17 protein-coding genes and 1 other RNA gene are annotated in these 17,245 nt (G+C 70.4%); 15 read left to right on the top strand and 3 right to left on the bottom strand.

Features of this window, described 5'->3' with window-relative positions:
* The first annotated feature begins 36 nt into the window (after nucleotides 1-36).
* The 3 genes from rnpB (at nucleotide 37) to BLQ91_RS37065 (ending at nucleotide 3,313) form a co-directional block, all read left to right on the top strand.
* An RNA gene (rnpB, locus tag BLQ91_RS37075) (RNase P RNA component class A) lies at nucleotides 37-430 on the top strand.
* Nucleotides 431-447: 17 nt separating this feature from the next.
* The gene (locus BLQ91_RS37070; RefSeq protein WP_245734221.1) at nucleotides 448-1,572 is read left to right on the top strand and encodes a threonine synthase; all 1,125 of its coding nucleotides are present in this window, start codon (nucleotides 448-450) and stop codon (nucleotides 1,570-1,572) included.
* 154 nt (nucleotides 1,573-1,726) lie between these two features.
* Entirely contained in the window at nucleotides 1,727-3,313 is a 1,587-nt protein-coding gene (locus BLQ91_RS37065; RefSeq protein ID WP_090104842.1) for a DUF6345 domain-containing protein, read from the top strand.
* Between the two features lie 46 nt (nucleotides 3,314-3,359).
* Here BLQ91_RS37065 and BLQ91_RS37060 read toward each other — a convergent pair whose 3' ends face one another.
* Nucleotides 3,360-3,623 carry a hypothetical protein gene (locus BLQ91_RS37060; protein WP_245734219.1) on the bottom strand — a complete coding sequence of 88 codons (264 nt, stop codon included), beginning with the start codon at nucleotides 3,621-3,623 and terminating at the stop codon, nucleotides 3,360-3,362.
* Nucleotides 3,624-4,039: 416 nt separating this feature from the next.
* On the opposite strand from BLQ91_RS37060, the gene BLQ91_RS37055 reads away from it, so the two are divergent.
* The 11 genes from BLQ91_RS37055 to BLQ91_RS37005 all read left to right on the top strand — a co-directional run bounded on the left by BLQ91_RS37055 (nucleotide 4,040) and on the right by BLQ91_RS37005 (nucleotide 14,756).
* Nucleotides 4,040-4,318: a hypothetical protein gene (locus BLQ91_RS37055; RefSeq protein ID WP_176960163.1), complete on the top strand. Its 279-nt coding sequence runs from the start codon at nucleotides 4,040-4,042 to the stop codon at nucleotides 4,316-4,318.
* 3 nt (nucleotides 4,319-4,321) lie between these two features.
* Nucleotides 4,322-4,798, top strand: a complete 477-nt coding sequence (locus BLQ91_RS37050; RefSeq protein ID WP_090104836.1) for a hypothetical protein — start codon at nucleotides 4,322-4,324, stop codon at nucleotides 4,796-4,798.
* Nucleotides 4,773-7,634 (top strand): ATP-binding protein, encoded by a 2,862-nt coding sequence (locus BLQ91_RS37045; RefSeq protein WP_090104834.1) that lies wholly within the window; start codon nucleotides 4,773-4,775, stop codon nucleotides 7,632-7,634. The genes BLQ91_RS37050 and BLQ91_RS37045 overlap by 26 nt, the downstream gene beginning before the upstream one ends.
* The gene (locus BLQ91_RS37040; protein ID WP_090104832.1) at nucleotides 7,631-9,499 is read left to right on the top strand and encodes a hypothetical protein; all 1,869 of its coding nucleotides are present in this window, start codon (nucleotides 7,631-7,633) and stop codon (nucleotides 9,497-9,499) included. The genes BLQ91_RS37045 and BLQ91_RS37040 overlap by 4 nt, the downstream gene beginning before the upstream one ends.
* A 12-nt stretch (nucleotides 9,500-9,511) precedes the next feature.
* Complete coding sequence (locus tag BLQ91_RS37035) at nucleotides 9,512-10,111, top strand: hypothetical protein (RefSeq protein ID WP_090104830.1); 600 nt, start codon at nucleotides 9,512-9,514, stop codon at nucleotides 10,109-10,111.
* Between the two features lie 2 nt (nucleotides 10,112-10,113).
* On the top strand, nucleotides 10,114-11,115 hold the full coding sequence (locus BLQ91_RS37030; protein ID WP_090104828.1) for a C40 family peptidase: 1,002 nt from the start codon (nucleotides 10,114-10,116) through the stop codon (nucleotides 11,113-11,115).
* 18 nt (nucleotides 11,116-11,133) lie between these two features.
* Nucleotides 11,134-11,607 (top strand): hypothetical protein, encoded by a 474-nt coding sequence (locus BLQ91_RS37025; RefSeq protein WP_090104826.1) that lies wholly within the window; start codon nucleotides 11,134-11,136, stop codon nucleotides 11,605-11,607.
* Nucleotides 11,604-11,798 (top strand): hypothetical protein, encoded by a 195-nt coding sequence (locus tag BLQ91_RS37020; protein WP_090104823.1) that lies wholly within the window; start codon nucleotides 11,604-11,606, stop codon nucleotides 11,796-11,798. Before BLQ91_RS37025 ends, BLQ91_RS37020 begins: the two co-directional genes overlap by 4 nt.
* Before the next feature lie 18 nt (nucleotides 11,799-11,816).
* Nucleotides 11,817-13,223, top strand: a complete 1,407-nt coding sequence (locus BLQ91_RS37015) for an RNB domain-containing ribonuclease (protein ID WP_090104891.1) — start codon at nucleotides 11,817-11,819, stop codon at nucleotides 13,221-13,223.
* Between the two features lie 106 nt (nucleotides 13,224-13,329).
* Nucleotides 13,330-13,995 (top strand): NADPH-dependent F420 reductase, encoded by a 666-nt coding sequence (gene npdG, locus BLQ91_RS37010; protein ID WP_090104821.1) that lies wholly within the window; start codon nucleotides 13,330-13,332, stop codon nucleotides 13,993-13,995.
* Nucleotides 13,995-14,756: a helical backbone metal receptor gene (locus BLQ91_RS37005; RefSeq protein ID WP_090104819.1), complete on the top strand. Its 762-nt coding sequence runs from the start codon at nucleotides 13,995-13,997 to the stop codon at nucleotides 14,754-14,756. The genes npdG and BLQ91_RS37005 overlap by 1 nt, the downstream gene beginning before the upstream one ends.
* A gap of 95 nt (nucleotides 14,757-14,851) precedes the next feature.
* On the opposite strand, the gene pip is transcribed toward BLQ91_RS37005, so the two are convergent.
* Nucleotides 14,852-15,793: a prolyl aminopeptidase gene (pip, locus tag BLQ91_RS37000; RefSeq protein ID WP_090104817.1), complete on the bottom strand. Its 942-nt coding sequence runs from the start codon at nucleotides 15,791-15,793 to the stop codon at nucleotides 14,852-14,854.
* Here pip and BLQ91_RS36995 point away from each other — a divergent pair.
* Nucleotides 15,792-16,208 carry a glutathione S-transferase family protein gene (locus tag BLQ91_RS36995; RefSeq protein ID WP_245734216.1) on the top strand — a complete coding sequence of 139 codons (417 nt, stop codon included), beginning with the start codon at nucleotides 15,792-15,794 and terminating at the stop codon, nucleotides 16,206-16,208. The genes pip and BLQ91_RS36995 overlap by 2 nt on opposite strands.
* Before the next feature lie 111 nt (nucleotides 16,209-16,319).
* Here the strand turns inward: BLQ91_RS36995 and panB are convergent, their stop codons facing one another.
* Nucleotides 16,320-17,174 carry a 3-methyl-2-oxobutanoate hydroxymethyltransferase gene (gene panB / locus BLQ91_RS36990; RefSeq protein WP_090104815.1) on the bottom strand — a complete coding sequence of 285 codons (855 nt, stop codon included), beginning with the start codon at nucleotides 17,172-17,174 and terminating at the stop codon, nucleotides 16,320-16,322.
* Between the last annotated feature and the right edge of the window lie 71 nt (nucleotides 17,175-17,245).

The raw sequence follows: 17,245 nt of genomic DNA, 5'->3' as shown, positions 1-17,245 counted from the left end.
GCGGTTCCAGCGGCTGGGATATCCTCGGGGTGCGGATGAGTCGGCAGGGCGGCCGCGGCGCGCGAGCGTCGAGGAAAGTCCGGACTCCACAGGGCAGGGTGGTTGTTAACGGCAACCAGGGGTGACCCTCGGGACAGTGCCACAGAGAACAGACCGCCTCGGCGTCAGCCGGGGTAAGGGTGAAACGGTGGTGTAAGAGACCACCAGCGCCCCAGGTGACTGGGGCGGCTAGGTAAACCCCACCCGGAGCAAGGCCAAGAGGGGCGCCGGAGCGAAAGCGAAGGTGCCTGCGCGAGCGTTCGAGGGCTGCCCGCCCGATGCTCGCGGGTAGGCCGCTAGAGCCTGCCGGCGACGGCAGGCCCAGATGGATGGCCGCCGACTGGGACCTCGGTCCCACGAACAGGATCCGGCTTACATGCCGGCTCATCCGCCTGTATGCATGAGGCCATGCTCTCGCACCTCGAATGCGCACGTTGCGGCCGCGAACACGACGCGGACGCCGTCCAGAACCTCTGCCACGAGTGCGCCTCGCCGTTGCTGGCCCGCTACGACCTCACTCGCGTGCGGCGGCCGAACGACGACAACAGCCTCTGGCGCTACCGCGACGTCCTCCCGGTCCGCGACCCCGACCCCGCGTTCAGCCTCGGCGAGGGCATGACGCCGCTCGTGCCGCTGCCCGCGCTGAGCCGGGAGCTGGACGCGAAGATCCTCATGAAGGACGAGTCGCTCGTCCCGACCGGCTCGTTCAAGGCACGGGGCGCGGCCGTCGGCGTGGCGCGGGCCAGGGAGCTCGGCATCGAGGGCATCAAGATGCCGACCAACGGCAACGCGGGCGCCGCCTGGGCCCTGTACGCGGCCCGCGCGGGCCTGCGCAGCGTCATCGCGATGCCCGAGGACGCCCCGCTGATCACCCGCGAGGAGGTCGAGGCGAGCGGTGCCGAGCTGCGGATCGTGCCGGGCACCATCGCCGACGCCGGCAAGGCGATCGCGGACGTCGACCTCTTCGACGCGTCGACGCTGAGGGAGCCGTATCGCATCGAGGGCAAGAAGACGATGGGGTACGAGATCGTCGAGCAGCTCGGCTGGCGCGTGCCGGACGTGATCGTCTACCCGACCGGCGGCGGCGTCGGGCTGATCGGGATCCACAAGGCGCTCCTGGAGATGCGCGAGCTCGGCTGGATCGACGGGGAGCTGCCGCGCCTGGTCGCCGTCCAGTCCACCGGCTGTGCGCCGATCGTCCGGGCGTTCGACGGGGGACGGCCCGAGTCGGCCTTCTGGGACGACGCCTACACCAGCGCGTTCGGCATCAACGTGCCGAAACCGCTGGGCGACTTCATCATCCTGCGTGCCATCGCGGAGACCGGCGGCACCGCGATCGCCGTGACCGACGAGCAGATCGAGGCCGACCGGGCCGAGTGCGCACGACGCGAGGGCGTCTTCCTGTGCCCCGAGGGCGCCGCGACGATCAGCGCCGTCCGGGACCTCCGGCGGTCCGGCTGGCTCGGAGCGCGGGACGAGGTGGTCGTGCTGAACACCGGAGCGGGCATCAAGTACCCAGCTGTCCGCCTCTAGGTTCGTTGCCGCGCCAGGGGTGTTACAGAACTTCGGCCGTTCGGGTGGTGAGTCCGGGCGCCGTGCCACTCCCGGTATCACGAGCGCGAACGCCGGATCCTCCTGTCAGACGGCCGGCCCCTGCAGTCGGCCGTCACCCAGGGAGGGAAGAGACATGCAACGCAAGCTGACGGTGGTGCTGGCCCTGTCCAGCCTCGTCGCCGCCGGGGCGGCCGGTGTCGCGCACGCCGACCCCGCGGAACTGCCCGTGTACGGGGTGACGAGCTCCGGTCTCGACCAGGAACAGGCCCAGAGGCTGCAACGGGCCTTCGGCCTCGAGGACGTCCAGAGGTCCGAGGCGGGCGCGGTGGCGTTCGCCGACGAGCGGCGCTACCAGTACCTGCCGACCGTCGACAAAGGACAGGGCGGGCCGGACGAGGACGGCAACGCCACCACGCAGACCGCGCTCGACACCGAAGCGTTGAAGCGCATCAGGACCATCCCCGCCGAAGAGGCCGCCAAGCGCGCGCAGGAGGGGCTCCGCGCCGCCGGCGTCCTGCCCGCCAACGCGACGCCGACCGCGCAGCACACGACGTTCGAGCTCGCGGATCCCAACGGCCGCAACGCACTCACGGCCAACCTCGACACGAGCGTGTCGTACACGTTCCAGCTCGGCGGCCTGCCGCTGGAGGGCGAGGGGGCGAACATCCGCGTCTCGTTCGACGCGCAGGGCGTGACGGCGGTCAGCCACGCCGCCCGCACCTACGACGAGGCCGGCACGGTCAAGGTGAACGACCTCGCGCACGGGGCCAAGCTGTGCGCCGAGTACCTGGGTGCCGAGGTGAAGCCCGACGTCTCCTACGTCTACGTCGCACCGCCGTTGGAGCAGAGGGTCGACAAGATCGAGCCGTCCTTCCGCTGCACCGGCCGCAACTCCGACGGCGGTGCCCCGCAGGCCATCACCCTGCCCGCCGCGGTCGGCGCTGAACTGCCCGTGCCGCAGCCGCCGCAGTCCCCGCGCCCCGAAGCGCGGTTCGAGGCGGAGGCCGGCGGCACCCAGGTCGGCAGCGAGGGCACCGGCACCTGTTCGGGCCTGCCGAACACCGCCGCGAACATCGGCACGTTCAACACCGAGGCGGGCAACCACGGCATCCCGCAGGCGTTCAGCTGGCTCGACCAGAACGCGTGGGAGAGCGACTTCAAGGACCCGGCCTTCGCGGGCGGCCAGGACACGCGCTGGGCCGACGACGTCGACCTGACGTACTGGCAGGGCCACGGCAGCGGCACCGGCTTCTACTTCACCGGCTGCTCGAACCACAACGACACCAAGCTCTCGAACACCGAGGCGCGCTGGGGCAACGGCGACGTCGAGTGGATGAGCCTCTTCACCTGCCTCGTCCTCGAGGACTCGACCGGCGGCCAGAACTGGGCGCAGCGCTGGGGCCAGGCGTTCCGCGGCCTGCACCAGATCAACAGCTTCACCACGGTCAGCTACAACTCCGCCAACCACGGCGGCAAGTTCGGCCACTACATGTGGCGCTCGCCGTTCCTGTGGTGGAACAAGCCGATGAAGGTCCGCGACGCGTGGGCTCAGGCCAGCATCGACACGCAGCCCGCGTCCGTGCGCTGGGCGACGATGGGCGTGTACCTGCCGGCGACCGGTGGGCTGGGCAACTACAACGACTACTTCTGGGGCAAGGGCGCGGTCGGGCCCGACTACGCCTCGACCGGCTGGTTCTGGAGGATCTCCGGCACCTCGTGACCGTCCGCCCGGCCGTGCGGCCCGGTGACCTCCAGGTCGCCGGGCTTCACCGGTTCGCCGGCCGCCCGGACGGCATCCGCAGCACCGGCCGGAACGGCTCCCCGCCGTTGTAGAGCTCCTCCAGCTCCGTCACGTACGCCAGCACGGCCGGGTTGACGATGTCGGCGAGCGACCGCACCCCCGCCTGGGGCTCGTACGAGGCGAGGTAGGTGGCCGCCGCACGGGCCCGCTCGAGCACGGAGCGGTCGAAGTTGATCGTCCGCTGGACCCGCCGCCGGGATTGCGGGGTCTGCCCGGTAGGCTCGCTCACGCCTGGAGCGCTAGGGGAGGCTGTGATTCCGTCCACACTTCCGTCCGGCACGAGGTCAGGTTCGAGCATGAGCGAATCTCCTCGGAGTCGTCGCTCCGGGCCGCACCCGCGGCGGGGGCGCGAACCGGCCGTTCAGGGTAATCACATGAGTGTGCACGTGCGCGGGTTCAGGGCGCACGCACTGTGGGTGACCAGCGCGTCCGCAGTCGGGTGAACCTTGTCGGCGACGGAGAGAATCTTGGGACGGGTGTTCCCCACTGACGTCTCCTCGGTGATGATGTGTCGGCCAGATTAGACGTAATTCTCCCCAGGGGGAACGGCCAGTTGATCAACAGCCCGCAGCAACAGCCCCACACGTCGTGACGATCTCGTGTTCTACTCGTAGCGCCAGCCCCCGCGCACTCTGGAGTTAAGAAATGACCGCCATGGACCTGGTGACACTCGCTCAGCAGCAGCCGACGGTGCCGGGCACAGGCAATGTCCGGAACTGGATCCTGGACAACATCGTCCCGCTGCTCCTGCTGACAGTCGCGCTCCTGCTCCTGTGGCTGGGCGGCGGCAAGGGCGACAACGCGGGCGTCATGCGCCGCCTCGGTGGCGTGATCGTCGCTCTGGCCATCATCGGCCTCGCCGTCACGACAGACGCTGGCGCGAACATCGGCCAGTGGCTCGCCGGTTTGTTCGTCGGAGGCTGACACGTGCGGGTGCGCACCGACGACGAGGTCTACCGGGTCGACGCCGTCTGGCTGGGCCCGCCCAAAGCGACTTTCCCCTGGCGCGCGCGATACGTCGCGTGGGGCGTGGGGATCGTCGTTTTCCTCCTCGTACTCACGATCGAGCGTCAGATGGGCGTCGGGTTCGGGTTCTTCTCGACCGCGTGGGCCCTCGTCGCGACGATCATCCTGACCAGGTTCATCACCCAGCGGATCAGCCATGAACGGCCCCTCACGGCCGTCATGTCGATGTGGGTCCGCGAGCTCACCGCACCTCGAGAACGCACGGCCAGCACCGGCGGAGCGGCCAGCGCCGCCCGGATCCGGGTCACCCCGCAGCGGCCTCGTCCCAAGTCGAGCAAGAAACAACAACGACGGGCGAGACAGCAGGCCCAGCCCCGCCGGACGTCAGACAGCCGTAAGAAGGAGGTTCGCGGTGTTCGGACGCCGGCGAGACCGTGACCGTCGCTCCGCCCAGCACATCGCCCAGCACGCCGCGGCCGACCCCCGTGAGCGCGACAGGGCCGCCTATTCCCAACGCGGCCGCCGCCTGCCCGGTGAGCAGGCCGTGCCGAGCTACACGCCGTCGATCAGCGCCCGCAGCATCGACGGTCACCTGCTGCGCACCGGCCAGGAGGTCTACGCCTGGTACCGGCTCGCGCCGCAGCGCTGGTCGTTCCGCAGCGACTCGCAGCGCCAGGACCTGATCGCCGCCATCGCGGGCCAGTACGCCGAGTTGCAGGGCCGATGGATGCACCTGCGGGTCACCACGCGGCCGTATCCGATCCGCATGTGGGCCGAGGCGCACGTGCACAACGCCGTCAAGCGCCTCCCGGACACCCCGGGCACGCTGTCGTTCGACGACTACATGGTCGGCGAGCAGCAGCAGCTGATGGGCCGCTCGATGGCGGAGAAAGAGGTCTACCTGGGCGTCCAGGTGCAGACCCGCAACATGATGGACCGCGCGGTCGAACGCGCCGCTCCCGTGCTGCGCAAGGTCTTCCCGGACGCCGTGGACGCCGAGCTGGTGGCGCTCGACTCCGAGGTGGAGCACCTCGACCAGGTCATCGGCTCCGCGGGTCTCGAAGGCCGTCCCGCGACGGCCGAGGAGATGTCCTGGCTGATGCACCGGTCGTGCTCGCTGGGCCTGCCCGCGCCGCGCAACATGCCCGCCGTGCCGGGCGCCGCGTGGGAGCCGGAGGACCTGGCCAGCTTCACCGACGCCGCGGACTTCCACCAGGAGCCCTACTCGCCGACGGTCACCGTGCGCGGCCGCACCGGTTCGAACGCGGGCATCAAGCGCCATGTCGCCGTGCTCACGGTCGGGCTCATGCACGGCCTGCAGATCCCCGAGGTCGACGACCCGTGGGTGCAGCGCGCGGACCGGCTGCCGGCGTCCGTCGAGTGGTCGGCCCGCATCTACGTGCGCAGGCCCGAGGAGGTCTCGGGCGAGCTGTCGCGGCAGATGAGCAAGGTCCGCTCGCAGGTCCGCCACTACACCGACGAGCACGAGCTCGAACCGCCGCAGTCGCTCGCCCGCCAGGCCGGCCGCGTGCTGGAGATCGACGACGAGATGACGTCGGGCTTCACCGCGCTGGGCACCCGGGTGCGCAGCTGGTGGCGGCTCGCCGTCAGCGGCCCGACCGAGCGCGAGGCCCTGCGCCTCGCCCAGCAGCTGCTGGAGCTCTACAAGCCGAAGATCGCGATCGAACACCCCGAGGCCCAGTACGCGATCGCCCGCGAGTTCATCCCCGGCGAACCGCTGTCCAACGGCGCGTACCTGCGCCGCGGCAGCGTGTTGTGGGCGGCCAGCGCCGTTCCCACGGCGACGGCCGAGGTCGGTGACCGCCGCGGCATCCTGCTCGGCGAGACCGTCACGGCCACCCGCCGCCCGGTCGCCTGGGACCCGTGGATGGCGCAGGAGCTCCGCGACGCCTCGGGCCTCACGGCCATGGTCGCGGGTCTCGGTGCCGGCAAGTCGTTCCTCGGCGGCGGCATGGTCTACAAGACGCTGCGCGCGGGCGCCCACTGGACGTTGCTCGACCCGTCCGGCCCGCTCTCGGCGCTGTGCGAACTGCCGGAGCTGCGCCCGTACGCGCGGCCGATCAACCTGCTCAACGCCCAGCCCGGCATCCTCAACCCGTACCGGGTGGTCGCCGAGCCGATGATCGAGCACTTCCTCGACGAGGACGACCCGGAACGGGCCTGGCGCCGGGAGAAGGCCCTCGCGGCCGCCACCCGCCGCCGTCTCGTGCTGGACGTGCTCACCGGCCTGCTGCCGTACGAGGTCGCGCGCCTGCCGCAGACGCGCATCGTGCTGCTGCGCGCCGTCCGCACGGTCGGTGGCCGCTTCGACGCCCACCCCGGTCTCGTCTTCGAGGCGCTGCGCCGGGACGCGTCCGAGCACCACGAGCACGCCGTCGTGGTCGCGGACTTCCTCGACGAGATGCGCGAGCGCATGTCGCTGCTCATCCCCGAGGAGAACCACGACCCGTACAACGAGGTGCGCGACGACCGCCTCACCGTCCTCACGATGGCCGGCCTGAACCTGCCCAAGGACGGCGTCGGCCGCGAGCACTGGACGGACGCGGAGTCGCTCGGCGTCGAGATGCTGAACCTCGCCGCCTGGCTCACCCAGCGCTCGATCTACGAAAAGCCCAAGGACCAGCGCAAGGGCGTCTGGATCGACGAGGCGTTCTTCCTCTCGGAGGTCCCGACGGGTCGTGTGCTGATGAACCGCTTCGCGCGTGACTCGCGCAAGTGGAACGTCCGCGTGCTGCTGTCCAGCCAGATCCCCGCCGACTTCCTCAAGATCCAGGGCTTCGTCGCGCTGCTCGACTCGGTCTTCGTCGGCCGTCTCGACGACGACCAGGCGCAGGCGGACGCGTTGCGGCTGCTCAAGGTTCCGGTCGGCGCCGGCTACGAGCAGGTCGTCGCCTCGCTCGGCCGCCGCCCCGGTGGCGAGCGCACCGCGACCGAACGCGACCGCGCGCCGAGGCAGTTCATCTTCGGCGACGGCGCCGGTGGCGTGGAGCGGATCCGCATCGACTTCAGCGGCCCGCACCTCGAACACCTGCGCAACGCCCTCGACACGACGCCCGATGCCAAGCGCGACAACGGCAAGGGCGAACTCGTGCCGGCGGAGGACACCAGCGCGGCTCCCCAGCCGCCCGCCTACGTGCCCGACGAGATCGACGACGAACTGGCGGCGGACATGGAGCTCGGACTGACGGAGGAAGAGGCCCAGCTGGTGGGCCACGGTGACGGCACCAACCGCCGCCGGGACGGCGGCGCATGACGGCGTTGACGATCGTGCTCGCGATCGCCGCCTTGCTCTGGGCAAGGCGGCGGTTCGCGCTGCGCGCGTCGGCACGCACCAAATCGGTGACGATGGTGGCCGCCATCCTGGCGTTGCAGGTGGTCATCGGGGCCCCGATGGCGCACGCCCAAACCTGCGCCGACCCGCCCAACCCGGAGCGTCCGGGTGCGGGCATGGTCGGCGCGCTCGACCCGCCCGTCGGCAACGGCCTGCCCGGTTCGCCGTACCTCGAACACGGTTACGCCGGCATGGTCTGGCACCAGTACAACGCCAAGTGCGGTGTCCTGCCGGACGCGAACGCCACGCTCGACACGTGGGCGGGCAACGAGCTGTTCAGCGTCGGCAAGAACATCGTCGGCGCCACGAACGCGTTGCACTACACCGTGATGGGCCGCGGCCTGCTGGTCCCGCTGGACGACGCCGTGAAGAACGGCGTGCAGAAGGTCTACGACAACGTCTACCTGCGCTGGTTCGGCCTGGTGGCGCTGATCCTCGCGATCCTGATGTTCCGGCAGATCTGGACGGGCGACTTCGCCGCGATCTCCAAACGCGGGCTCTGGGCGCTGGCGGCCATGTGGCTGGCGACGTCCACGTTGGCCCTGCCCCAGTTCTACAACCTCCTCGACAACACGCTGGTCTCCAAGACGTCCGAGATACAGGCGGGGTTCATCGAGGCGCCGGAAGAACAAGGCACCCTCCACGTACTGCCGACGAAACTGCACGACGCCGTCGTCTACCAGAGCTGGCTGAGAGGCGCGTTCGGCACGCCCGAGGCACCGCAGGCCGCCGAGTACGGCCCGCGCATCCTCAAGACGCAGGCGTGGACGACGGCCGAGATCGCCGAGGGCAAGGACGGCGACCAGGCCGCGCTCGACGCCAAGAAGGCCGAGTGGAAGGCACTGGAGGGTCAGCTCGGCACCGCCAGGGGCTACTTCGGCGGCACCGACGGCAGCCGCACCGGCGCGGGTTTCCTCGCGCTGCTGCAGTCCATCGCGTTCTCGCTGTTCCAGCTGTTCGCGAAGGCCGCGGTGCTGCTGGCCCAGCTGCTGCTGCGCATCCTGACGCTCGCCGGGCCGCTCATCGGCCTGGTCGCGCTGCTGCACCACGACCTGTTGCGCAAGGTCGCCCGCGCCGCCGCCGTGACGATCTTCAACGTGCTGGTGCTCGCGGTCCTCGCGGGTGTCCACGCGTTGCTGCTGCAGGCGATCTTCAACGCGACGGGGCTGTCGCTGCTGACGCGCACGTTGCTCGGCCTGATGCTCACGCTGGTGTGCTTCGTGATCGGCAAACCGTTGCGGCGCATGTGGCAGATGGTCGAGATGTCCGTCGGCTCGGCGAGCAACGTCCTGCCGATGAGCGGGGGCGTCTGGTCGAAGATGACGGGCCGCAGGAAGCAGGTCGGCCCGACGCCGCAGGACGAGTTCTGGGAGTCCGTGCGCGACAGCGACGCGGGCGGCGAAGAGGTGCCGCAGCGGGGTCGTGGTCGCGTCCGCCCGGAGGCCTCGAACCCGGTCATGGCGACGGCGCAGCGGCTCGACCGCGACTCCCAGTCCGCCCAGATCATCAGCGCACCGGACAACTCCGGCGTGCGGGTGGGAGCGCTGCCCGCGGGCTCGGGCCCGGCGGCACTGCCCGTCGCCCGCTCGCGCGTGGTCGACAGCCCGCCGGTCACCGACAGGCAGTGGGACCGGGTCGACGACGCGGTGCTCGTGCCGTCGCGGACCAGCGGCTACTCCGCCCCGGTGCAGGAACCCCGCAGGGCCGAGACAGAAGTGGTGGCAGGACGTCCGGTGCACGTGATCTACCGGCCTTCGCGTGGCTTCGAAGTCCGGGACAACAGCTGAGAGGGGGCGTGAGTGCCGATCCGGACCAACCGCGGCCGTGCCGCGGTCTACCGCAGGCTGTGGGGATGGCCGCTGCGTTCTCCGCGGCACCTGGCCGTGTCGATCATCATCTTCGTGGTGGTGGTCGTCGCGCTCGGTGTGATCATCCCCAGGGTGCTCGACCGCAAGCCGGCTGACCCGTCGGCGGCGGCCGGCCAGACCTCGACGTCGGCGCAGGGCACCCAGGTGGGCCAGCTGCCGTCCAGCGCCACGTCGCTGCCGACCAAGGTGGCGCCGCCGTCGATCTCGGCGTCCGCCGCGCCGCCGCAGGCCGACGCGCAGCTGATCGCCGAGCTGTGGGCGGAGAACTGGATCAAGCCGCCGCCGGACGACGACGTGAACAAGTGGCTCGCGCAGCTCCGCCCGTACACGACGGAGGAGTTCCTGGCCCAGATGGCGACCATCGACCCGAAGAACGTGCCCACCAGGATCACCCAGAAGGTCAAGGCGAAGAAGTCCTTCACCTCGTCGGCCGACTTCGAGGTGGGCACGGACTCGGGCAAGGTCGTCATCACGCTGGTCAAGACGCCGGCCAACGAGTGGCGTGTGAACAGCTACACGAAGGCGGACTGACGATGCGCGTGCTGGTGCTGATCGGAGCCCTCGCAGCCGTCGTGGTGATCGCTGTGACGACGTCGGGCGTGACGCAGGTCGTCAGCAACTCCACGAACCCGGCGGCGGGGACGAACTTCGCGCGGATGAGCTGCAACGCCGCCATCGGCCCGTGGGACGCGGGCGGTGGCGACAAGGGCCGCCACGACGCGTCGCGGCTGAACGAGGAGCAGCGCAACATCGTCGCGCGCATCATCTCCATCGGCCAGGAGCGCAAGCTGCCGCCGCTCGCGTGGCAGATCGCGATCCAGGCGGGCATGACCGAGTCGGGCCTGCGGCCGCTCAACTACGGCGACCGCGACTCGCTGGGCATCTTCCAGATGCGCCCGTCGATGGGCTGGGGGACACCGGCCCAGGTGACCGACCCGACGTACTCGATCAACAAGTTCTACGACGTGCTGCTGAAGGTGCCGGACTGGGAGAACAGGCGACCCGGCGACTCGGCGCAGGCCGTCGAGCGCTCGGCGTTCCCCGACCGCTACCACAACTGGGAGGGCATGGCCGCCTTCCTGCTGGGCGAGCTCGGTGCCGTCACCGACCCGGCCGGGTGCGGTTCGGGCGCGGGCCAGTTCCTGCTGGCGTCGAACGCGGCGGGCATCGCGATCCAGTTCACCAAGGAACAGCTGGGCGAGCCGTACCTGTGGGGTGGCAACGGCCCGGACGCGTGGGACTGCTCCGGCATCCTGGTGAAGGCGTTCCGCGCGGCCGGGGTGCAGATCCCCCGCGTGGCGAACGACCAGTACGAGAAGGGTGGCGCCCACCTCCCGGTGCGCGACGCCCAAGCAGGTGACCTGATCTTCTGGGCTACCGACACGTCGAACCCGCGCACGGTGCACCACGTGGGCATGTACCTCGGCGGTGACGAGTACATCCACGCACCTCAGACGGGTGATGTCGTGAAGATCAGCAAGATCAACTGGAACTACCACGAGTTGATGCCGCTGGCCGTCCGGCCGGGCGTGTAGATCGCGGGGAGGCGCTGCATGTTCAACCACGACCCCATCCCGAGGCCTTCCGGACCGCCCGCGTCGAGCACTCCGGTGCGTGACTACATGGCGGCCGGTGCTCCGGGGGTCTCGGCGGACTACGTGGTCATCCCACGTGCCCTGGCCGAGGCCATGCCGCTGCCGTGGCAGCAGCACCTGACGCACCTGCTGGCGGAGTTCCACCGCACGTACGGCCACCTCAAGTGGCCGATCTACCGCGTGGTGCCGTCCCGCTACGAGAAGCTGGGCGACCTCGACGAGGAGCAGCTGGCCGAGGTCGGCGCGATCATGGAGATCGACTCCGACGGTTCGCTCGTCTACCGCGACCGCTCCGGACGCAAGATCGAGAACGCCGAGGACCGCACGGTGCTGGTCTCGTGTTTGGACCCGATCCCGGCGGAGTACGCCAACGCCAACCAGTCCACGCCGCCGCGGGGATTCCCGGCGCCTTTGGGAGGCGAACGCGTATGAGTGACAGCAGCGGTTGGTACTACTGCCTGACCCACCAGGCGGTGGAGCACGGCAAGGGCTGCAAGGGCCCCGACCGCATGGGCCCCTACCCGGACGAGGCCACCGCGGCCCGAGCCCTGGAGATCGCGAGGGAGCGGACCCGAGCGGCCGACGAGTCCGACAAGAAGTGGCGCGGCGACGACGAGGACTGATCGGCTTAGGCTGTGCGGGTGGCTTCACTGGTGATCCGCTCCGGCCGTGCTGACGTTTCCTTCGACGGCATCCGCACCGAATTCGGTCTGCCCTCCTCTTTCCCGGCAGCCGTGCTCGCCGAGGCGGAGGCGGCGGTCTCCCGCGACCCGGGAGACCGCCCCGACCTCACCTCGATCCCCCTGGTGACGATCGACCCACCCGGCGCGAAGGACCTGGACCAGGCCCTCTGCGTGACGAAGAGCCCCGGCGGCTTCACCGTCCACTACGCGATCGCCGACCTCGGCACCTTCGTGACGCCGGGCGGCCCCCTCGACACCGAGGTCCGCCGCCGCGGCCAGACCCTCTACCTCCCGGACGGCAACGTCCCCCTGCACCCGACGGTCCTCTCCGAAGGCGCGGCCTCGCTCCTGCCGGGAGTGACCCGCCCCGCGGTCCTCTGGACCTTCGAGTGCGACGCCGAAGGCAAGCCCACCTCCGTCGAGGTGCGCCGAGCCCTGGTCCGCTCCACGGCCCAGTTCGACTACGCCGCGGTCCAGGAGTCGTTCGACGCGGGCACCCCGCACCCCTCGGTGGCGGCCCTGGCCGAGTTCGGCCCCCTCCGGCGCGCCTACGCACGGGAACGCGGCGCCATCGAACTCCAGCTCCCGGAACAGGAGATCGAATCGAACGGTTCGGACTGGCGGCTCGTCACCCGCCCCCGGACCGAGGTCGACGGCTGGAACGCCGAGATCTCCCTGATGACGGGCATGGCCGCCGCCGAGGTCATGCTCGAGGCCGGGGTGGGCGTCCTGCGCACCCTGCCCGACCCGGACCCGGAAGCCGTGAAGGCCCTGCGCAAGTCCGCGGCGGCCCTCCAGGTCCCGTGGCCCGACGACCTCTCCCCGGGAGCGTTCCTGGCGGGCCTCGACGCCGGCACCCCGGAAGCCCTGGTCCTCTTCACCGACGCCACCCGCCTGCTGCGAGGCGCGGGTTACTCGGCGTTCAACGGCGAGGTCCCCGAACTGACCACCCACGCAGGCGTAGCCGCCCCGTACACCCACGTCACCGCACCTCTGCGCCGCCTCGTGGACCGCTTCGCCACCGAGGTCTGCCTGGCCGTCACCTCGGGACAGGACCTCCCGGCCTGGCTCGCGGAAGCCCTCCCGCGGCTCCCGTCGCTGATGGGCGCCTCCGACTCCCTGGCCGCCAAGGTGGACCGCGCCACCCTGGACCAGGTCGAAGCCCGGGTGCTGGCCGGACGCGTGGGCGAGGAGTTCGACGCCGCCGTCCTGCGCTCCAACGAGAACGACGCCGAGATCTTCGTGGCGGAACCCCCGGTGCTCGCCAAGTGCTCGGGGAAGAACATCCCGGAAGGCGAACGCATCCGCGTGAAGCTGACCGAGGCGGATCCGGCAGAGCGCAAGGTCAGGTTCGAACGCGCCTGACCACACGGGGGCAACCGCTGTCGTCGCCGGCGACCCGACCAGACCACTGCCCGACAAAGGTCACTTTGCACAGCCCACCCCCACCCACCCGTGTGAAGATGCAGGGGTGACAGACATTCGTGACCTCACAGTCGGCGTCCTCGGCGGCACCGGAGCCCAGGGCAAGGGCCTCGCCATCCGCTGGGCCAAGGCGGGCGTCAAGGTGATCATCGGCTCCCGCAGCGCCGACCGCGCCGGCCTCGCGGCCGGGGAGATCGCCGAGGCGGCGGGCGGCGACGTCAGGGGTGCGGACAACTCGGACTGCGCCGCGGATTCGGACATCGTCCTCGTGGCGGTTCCGTGGGACGGCCACGGCGACCTCCTCGCCGCGCTGCGCGACCAGCTCGCCGGCAAGATCGTCATCGACTGCGTGAACCCGCTCGGCTTCGACAAGCAGGGCCCGTTCGCCCTGCCCGTCACCGAGGGCAGCGCCGCGCAGCAGGCCGAGCTGCTGCTGCCGGAATCGCGGGTCACGGCCGCGTTCCACCACGTGTCCGCCGTCCTGCTCGCCGACCTGTCGGTGTCCGAAGTGGACATGGACGTCCTGGTGCTGGGCGACGACCGCGAGGCCACCGACACGGTTCGCGCACTGGCCGAGCTCGTGCCCGGTTTCCGCGGCGTGTACGGCGGCCGGCTGCGCAACGCCCACCAGGTCGAGGCGTTCACCGCGAACCTCATCGCGGTCAACCGCCGCTACAAGACCCACGCCGGTCTGAAGATCACGGGAGTCTGATGCTCCCCGTCGACGACCTCGGTGAGCCGGTCGCACTGGACCAGCCGCGCAGAGTGGTCAGCCTGGTGCCGTCGATCACCGAGGCCGTCGCGGTGACCGTCCCGGACTCCCTCGTGGGTGCGACGGACTACTGCACGCACCCGTCCGGTGTGGACGTCGCGAGGATCGGCGGGTCGAAGTACCCGGACGTCGACGCGGTGCTCGCGCTCGCCCCGGACCTCGTCATCGCGAACTCCGAGGAGAACCGCCCGGAAGACGTGGACCGGTTGCGCGCCAACGGGGTCAACGTGTGGGTGACCGAGGCGCCGAAGACCGTCCCGATGGCCCTGGGCTCGCTGCGGCGGCTCTTCGGCCTCGGCTGGGACCTCGAACCGGACTGGCTCACCAGGGCGGAAGACCTCTGGCGCGACACGAAACCGGTCACGCTCACCGCACTGGTCCCTGTCTGGCGGCGTCCGTGGATCGTCGCGGGCCGGGACACCTTCGCCACCGATGTGTTGCGGCGCTTGGGGTTTGAGAACGTCTACGCCACCCATGACGAGCGCTATCCCAGGCCGAGCCTCGAAGAGCTGAACTCGAAGCGCCCGGACGTCGTGGTCCTGCCCGACGAACCGTACGAGTTCACGCACGAAGACGGCCCCGAGAGCTTCCCCGGACTGCCGTACGTGCTGGTCAACGGCAGGCACCTGACGTGGTACGGCCCGTCGCTCGTCGAGGCGCGCCGAAGCCTGGAGCGGGCGCTCGCCTACGTCCGGGGTTGACAACCCCCGGGTGGATTCGGACCGCGCAAGTGCCTCACCGCCGCGGTGACCGTCGCGGCGTGCACGACGTCCAGCGCGAAGTGGGTCGGGCTCCGCTAGTCGCGGAACCGGTCCGTCGCCTCCAGCAGCGCGGACAGGATGCCGGGCTCGTCGTAGGCGTGCCCGGCGTCCGGCACCAGCACCAGCTCCGAACCGGGCCACGCCTTGTGCAGGTCCCACGCCGACACCGCGGGCGTCGCGATGTCGTACCGGCCCTGCACGATCACGCCCGGGATGCCCTCCAGCCGCACGGCGTCCCGGATCAGCTGCCCCTCCTCGAACCAGCCGCCGTTCACGAAGTAGTGGTTCTCGATCCGCGCGAACGCCAGCGCGTACGACGGCTCGGCGAACTCCGCCACCAACTCCGGCCGCGGCAGCAGCGTCACCGTCGCGCCCTCCCACGTGCTCCACGCGACGGCCGCCGGCCCGTGCACCTCGGGATCGGGCGAGGACAGCAGCTCCGCGTACAGCTCGACGGGATCACCGGCAAGTCCGGCCAACGGCGCCGTGAACTCCTCCCACAGGTCGGGGAACAGGTGCGCCGCCCCACCGCGGTAGTACCAGTCCACTTCGGACGAACGCAGCGTGAAGATCCCGCGCAGCACCAGTTCGGAGACGCGGGACGGGTGCTTCTCGGCGTAGGCGAGCGCCAGCGTCGAGCCCCAGGAGCCGCCGAAGACCTGCCACCGCGAGATGCCGAGCGACTCGCGCAGCAGCTCCATGTCGGCCACGAGGTGCCAGGTCGTGTTCAGCGACAGGTCGTCCGTCGTGGAGGCGTGCGGCGTCGAACGGCCGCAGCCGCGCTGGTCGAACAGGACGATCCGGTAGGCCGACGGGTCGAAGAGACGCCGGTGCGTCGGGGAGCACCCGCCACCGGGACCGCCGTGCAGGAAGACGACGGGTTTGCCGGACGGGTTGCCGCACTCCTCCCAGTACACGAGGTTGCCGTCGCCGGTGTCCAGGTGGCCTGACGTGTGGGGGTCGATCTCCGGGTACATGGGCCTATCGTCGAGCACACGGCGCAGTTCGCGAAGGAGACGTCGGCCACCGGCGCGTTCGTCCGGCAGCCGAACCGCTTCACCGCTCGCGGTCGTCGACCCGATCCGCGACGAACGCGGCTGGCGCTTCCCCGAGACCGACCCGGTCCTCGGCATCGACTACCTCGAGCAGGCCTACGACAACGCCGACGAGCACCACGAGGGCCGCGTCACGGTTCCGGCGCTGGTCGACACGACCACCAAGCAGGTCGTCACCAACGACTACCCGCAGATCACCCTGGACTTCAGCCTGAAGTGGAGCCCGGAGAGCACCCTCTACCCGCCCCAGCTCAGGGACGAGGTCGATGCCTGGATCGAGCCGATCTTCCACAACGTCGACAACGGCGTCTACACGCGCAGTTCGGCGACACCGTGAACTGGGACCACATCAAGCGCCACTACTACGTGACGCACCACCGGATCAATCCGACCGGAATCGTGCCGGCGGGCCCAGACCCGGAGGCCTGGACCCGCTGAAGGGCACGGCTCAGTGGAAGGTGTGCTCGGGGCCGGGGAACTGGTGCCCGCGCACCTCCGCGGCGAACTCGGCCGCCGCGCCCAGCATGACGTTGCCGATGTCGGCGTAGCGCTTGACGAACCGCGGTGCCTTGCCGCGGTTCAGGCCCATCATGTCCTGCCACACCAGCACCTGGGCGTCGGTGTCCGGACCGGCGCCGATGCCCACGGTCGGGATGACCAGGTCGTGCGTGATCTGCTTCGCGACCTCGGCGGTCACCATCTCCAGCACGACCGCGAACGCGCCCGCCTCCTGCACGGCCAGCGCGTCCTGCACCACGACGTCGTGGTTGTCGTGACGGCCCTGCACGCGGTAGCCGCCGAGCTGGTGCTCGGACTGCGGGGTGAAGCCGATGTGCGCCATGACCGGGATGCCCGCGGCGGTGATCGCGCGGATGTGCGGCGCGAAGTACGAGCCGCCCTCCAGCTTGACCGCGTGCGCCTGGCCTTCCTTCATGAACCGGACCGCCGTCGCCACGGCCTGCTCGACCGACACCTGGTAGGACCCGAACGGAAGGTCGGCCACGACGAGGGAGCGCTTGACCGAGCGGGTCACCGCGCGGACCAGGGGTACGAGCTCGTCCACCGTGACCGGCAGCGAGGAGTCGTGCCCGTAGACGGTGTTCGACGCGGAGTCGCCGACCAGCAGGACGGGGATGCCGGCCTCGTCGAAGATCGAGGCGGTGAACGTGTCGTACGAGGTGAGCATGGGCCACGCCTCGCCGCGTTCCTTCATCTCCCGCAGGTGGTGGACGCGAACGCGCTTGGCGGGGGGCTTCTGGCCCGCTCCGGAGCCGTAGGGCGCGGGAACTTCGGCAGTGGTCATCGTCGACCGGTCCTTTCCTCGAGGCCCGCGTCAGCAGGTCCCCGGGCGCTTGGTGCACGGTTGCCGGACTC

It is taken from the genome of Lentzea jiangxiensis, from assembly GCF_900104175.1.
GTDB classification, from domain to species: domain Bacteria; phylum Actinomycetota; class Actinomycetes; order Mycobacteriales; family Pseudonocardiaceae; genus Lentzea; species Lentzea jiangxiensis.
This window is presented reverse-complemented; position numbering and strand designations above follow the sequence as displayed.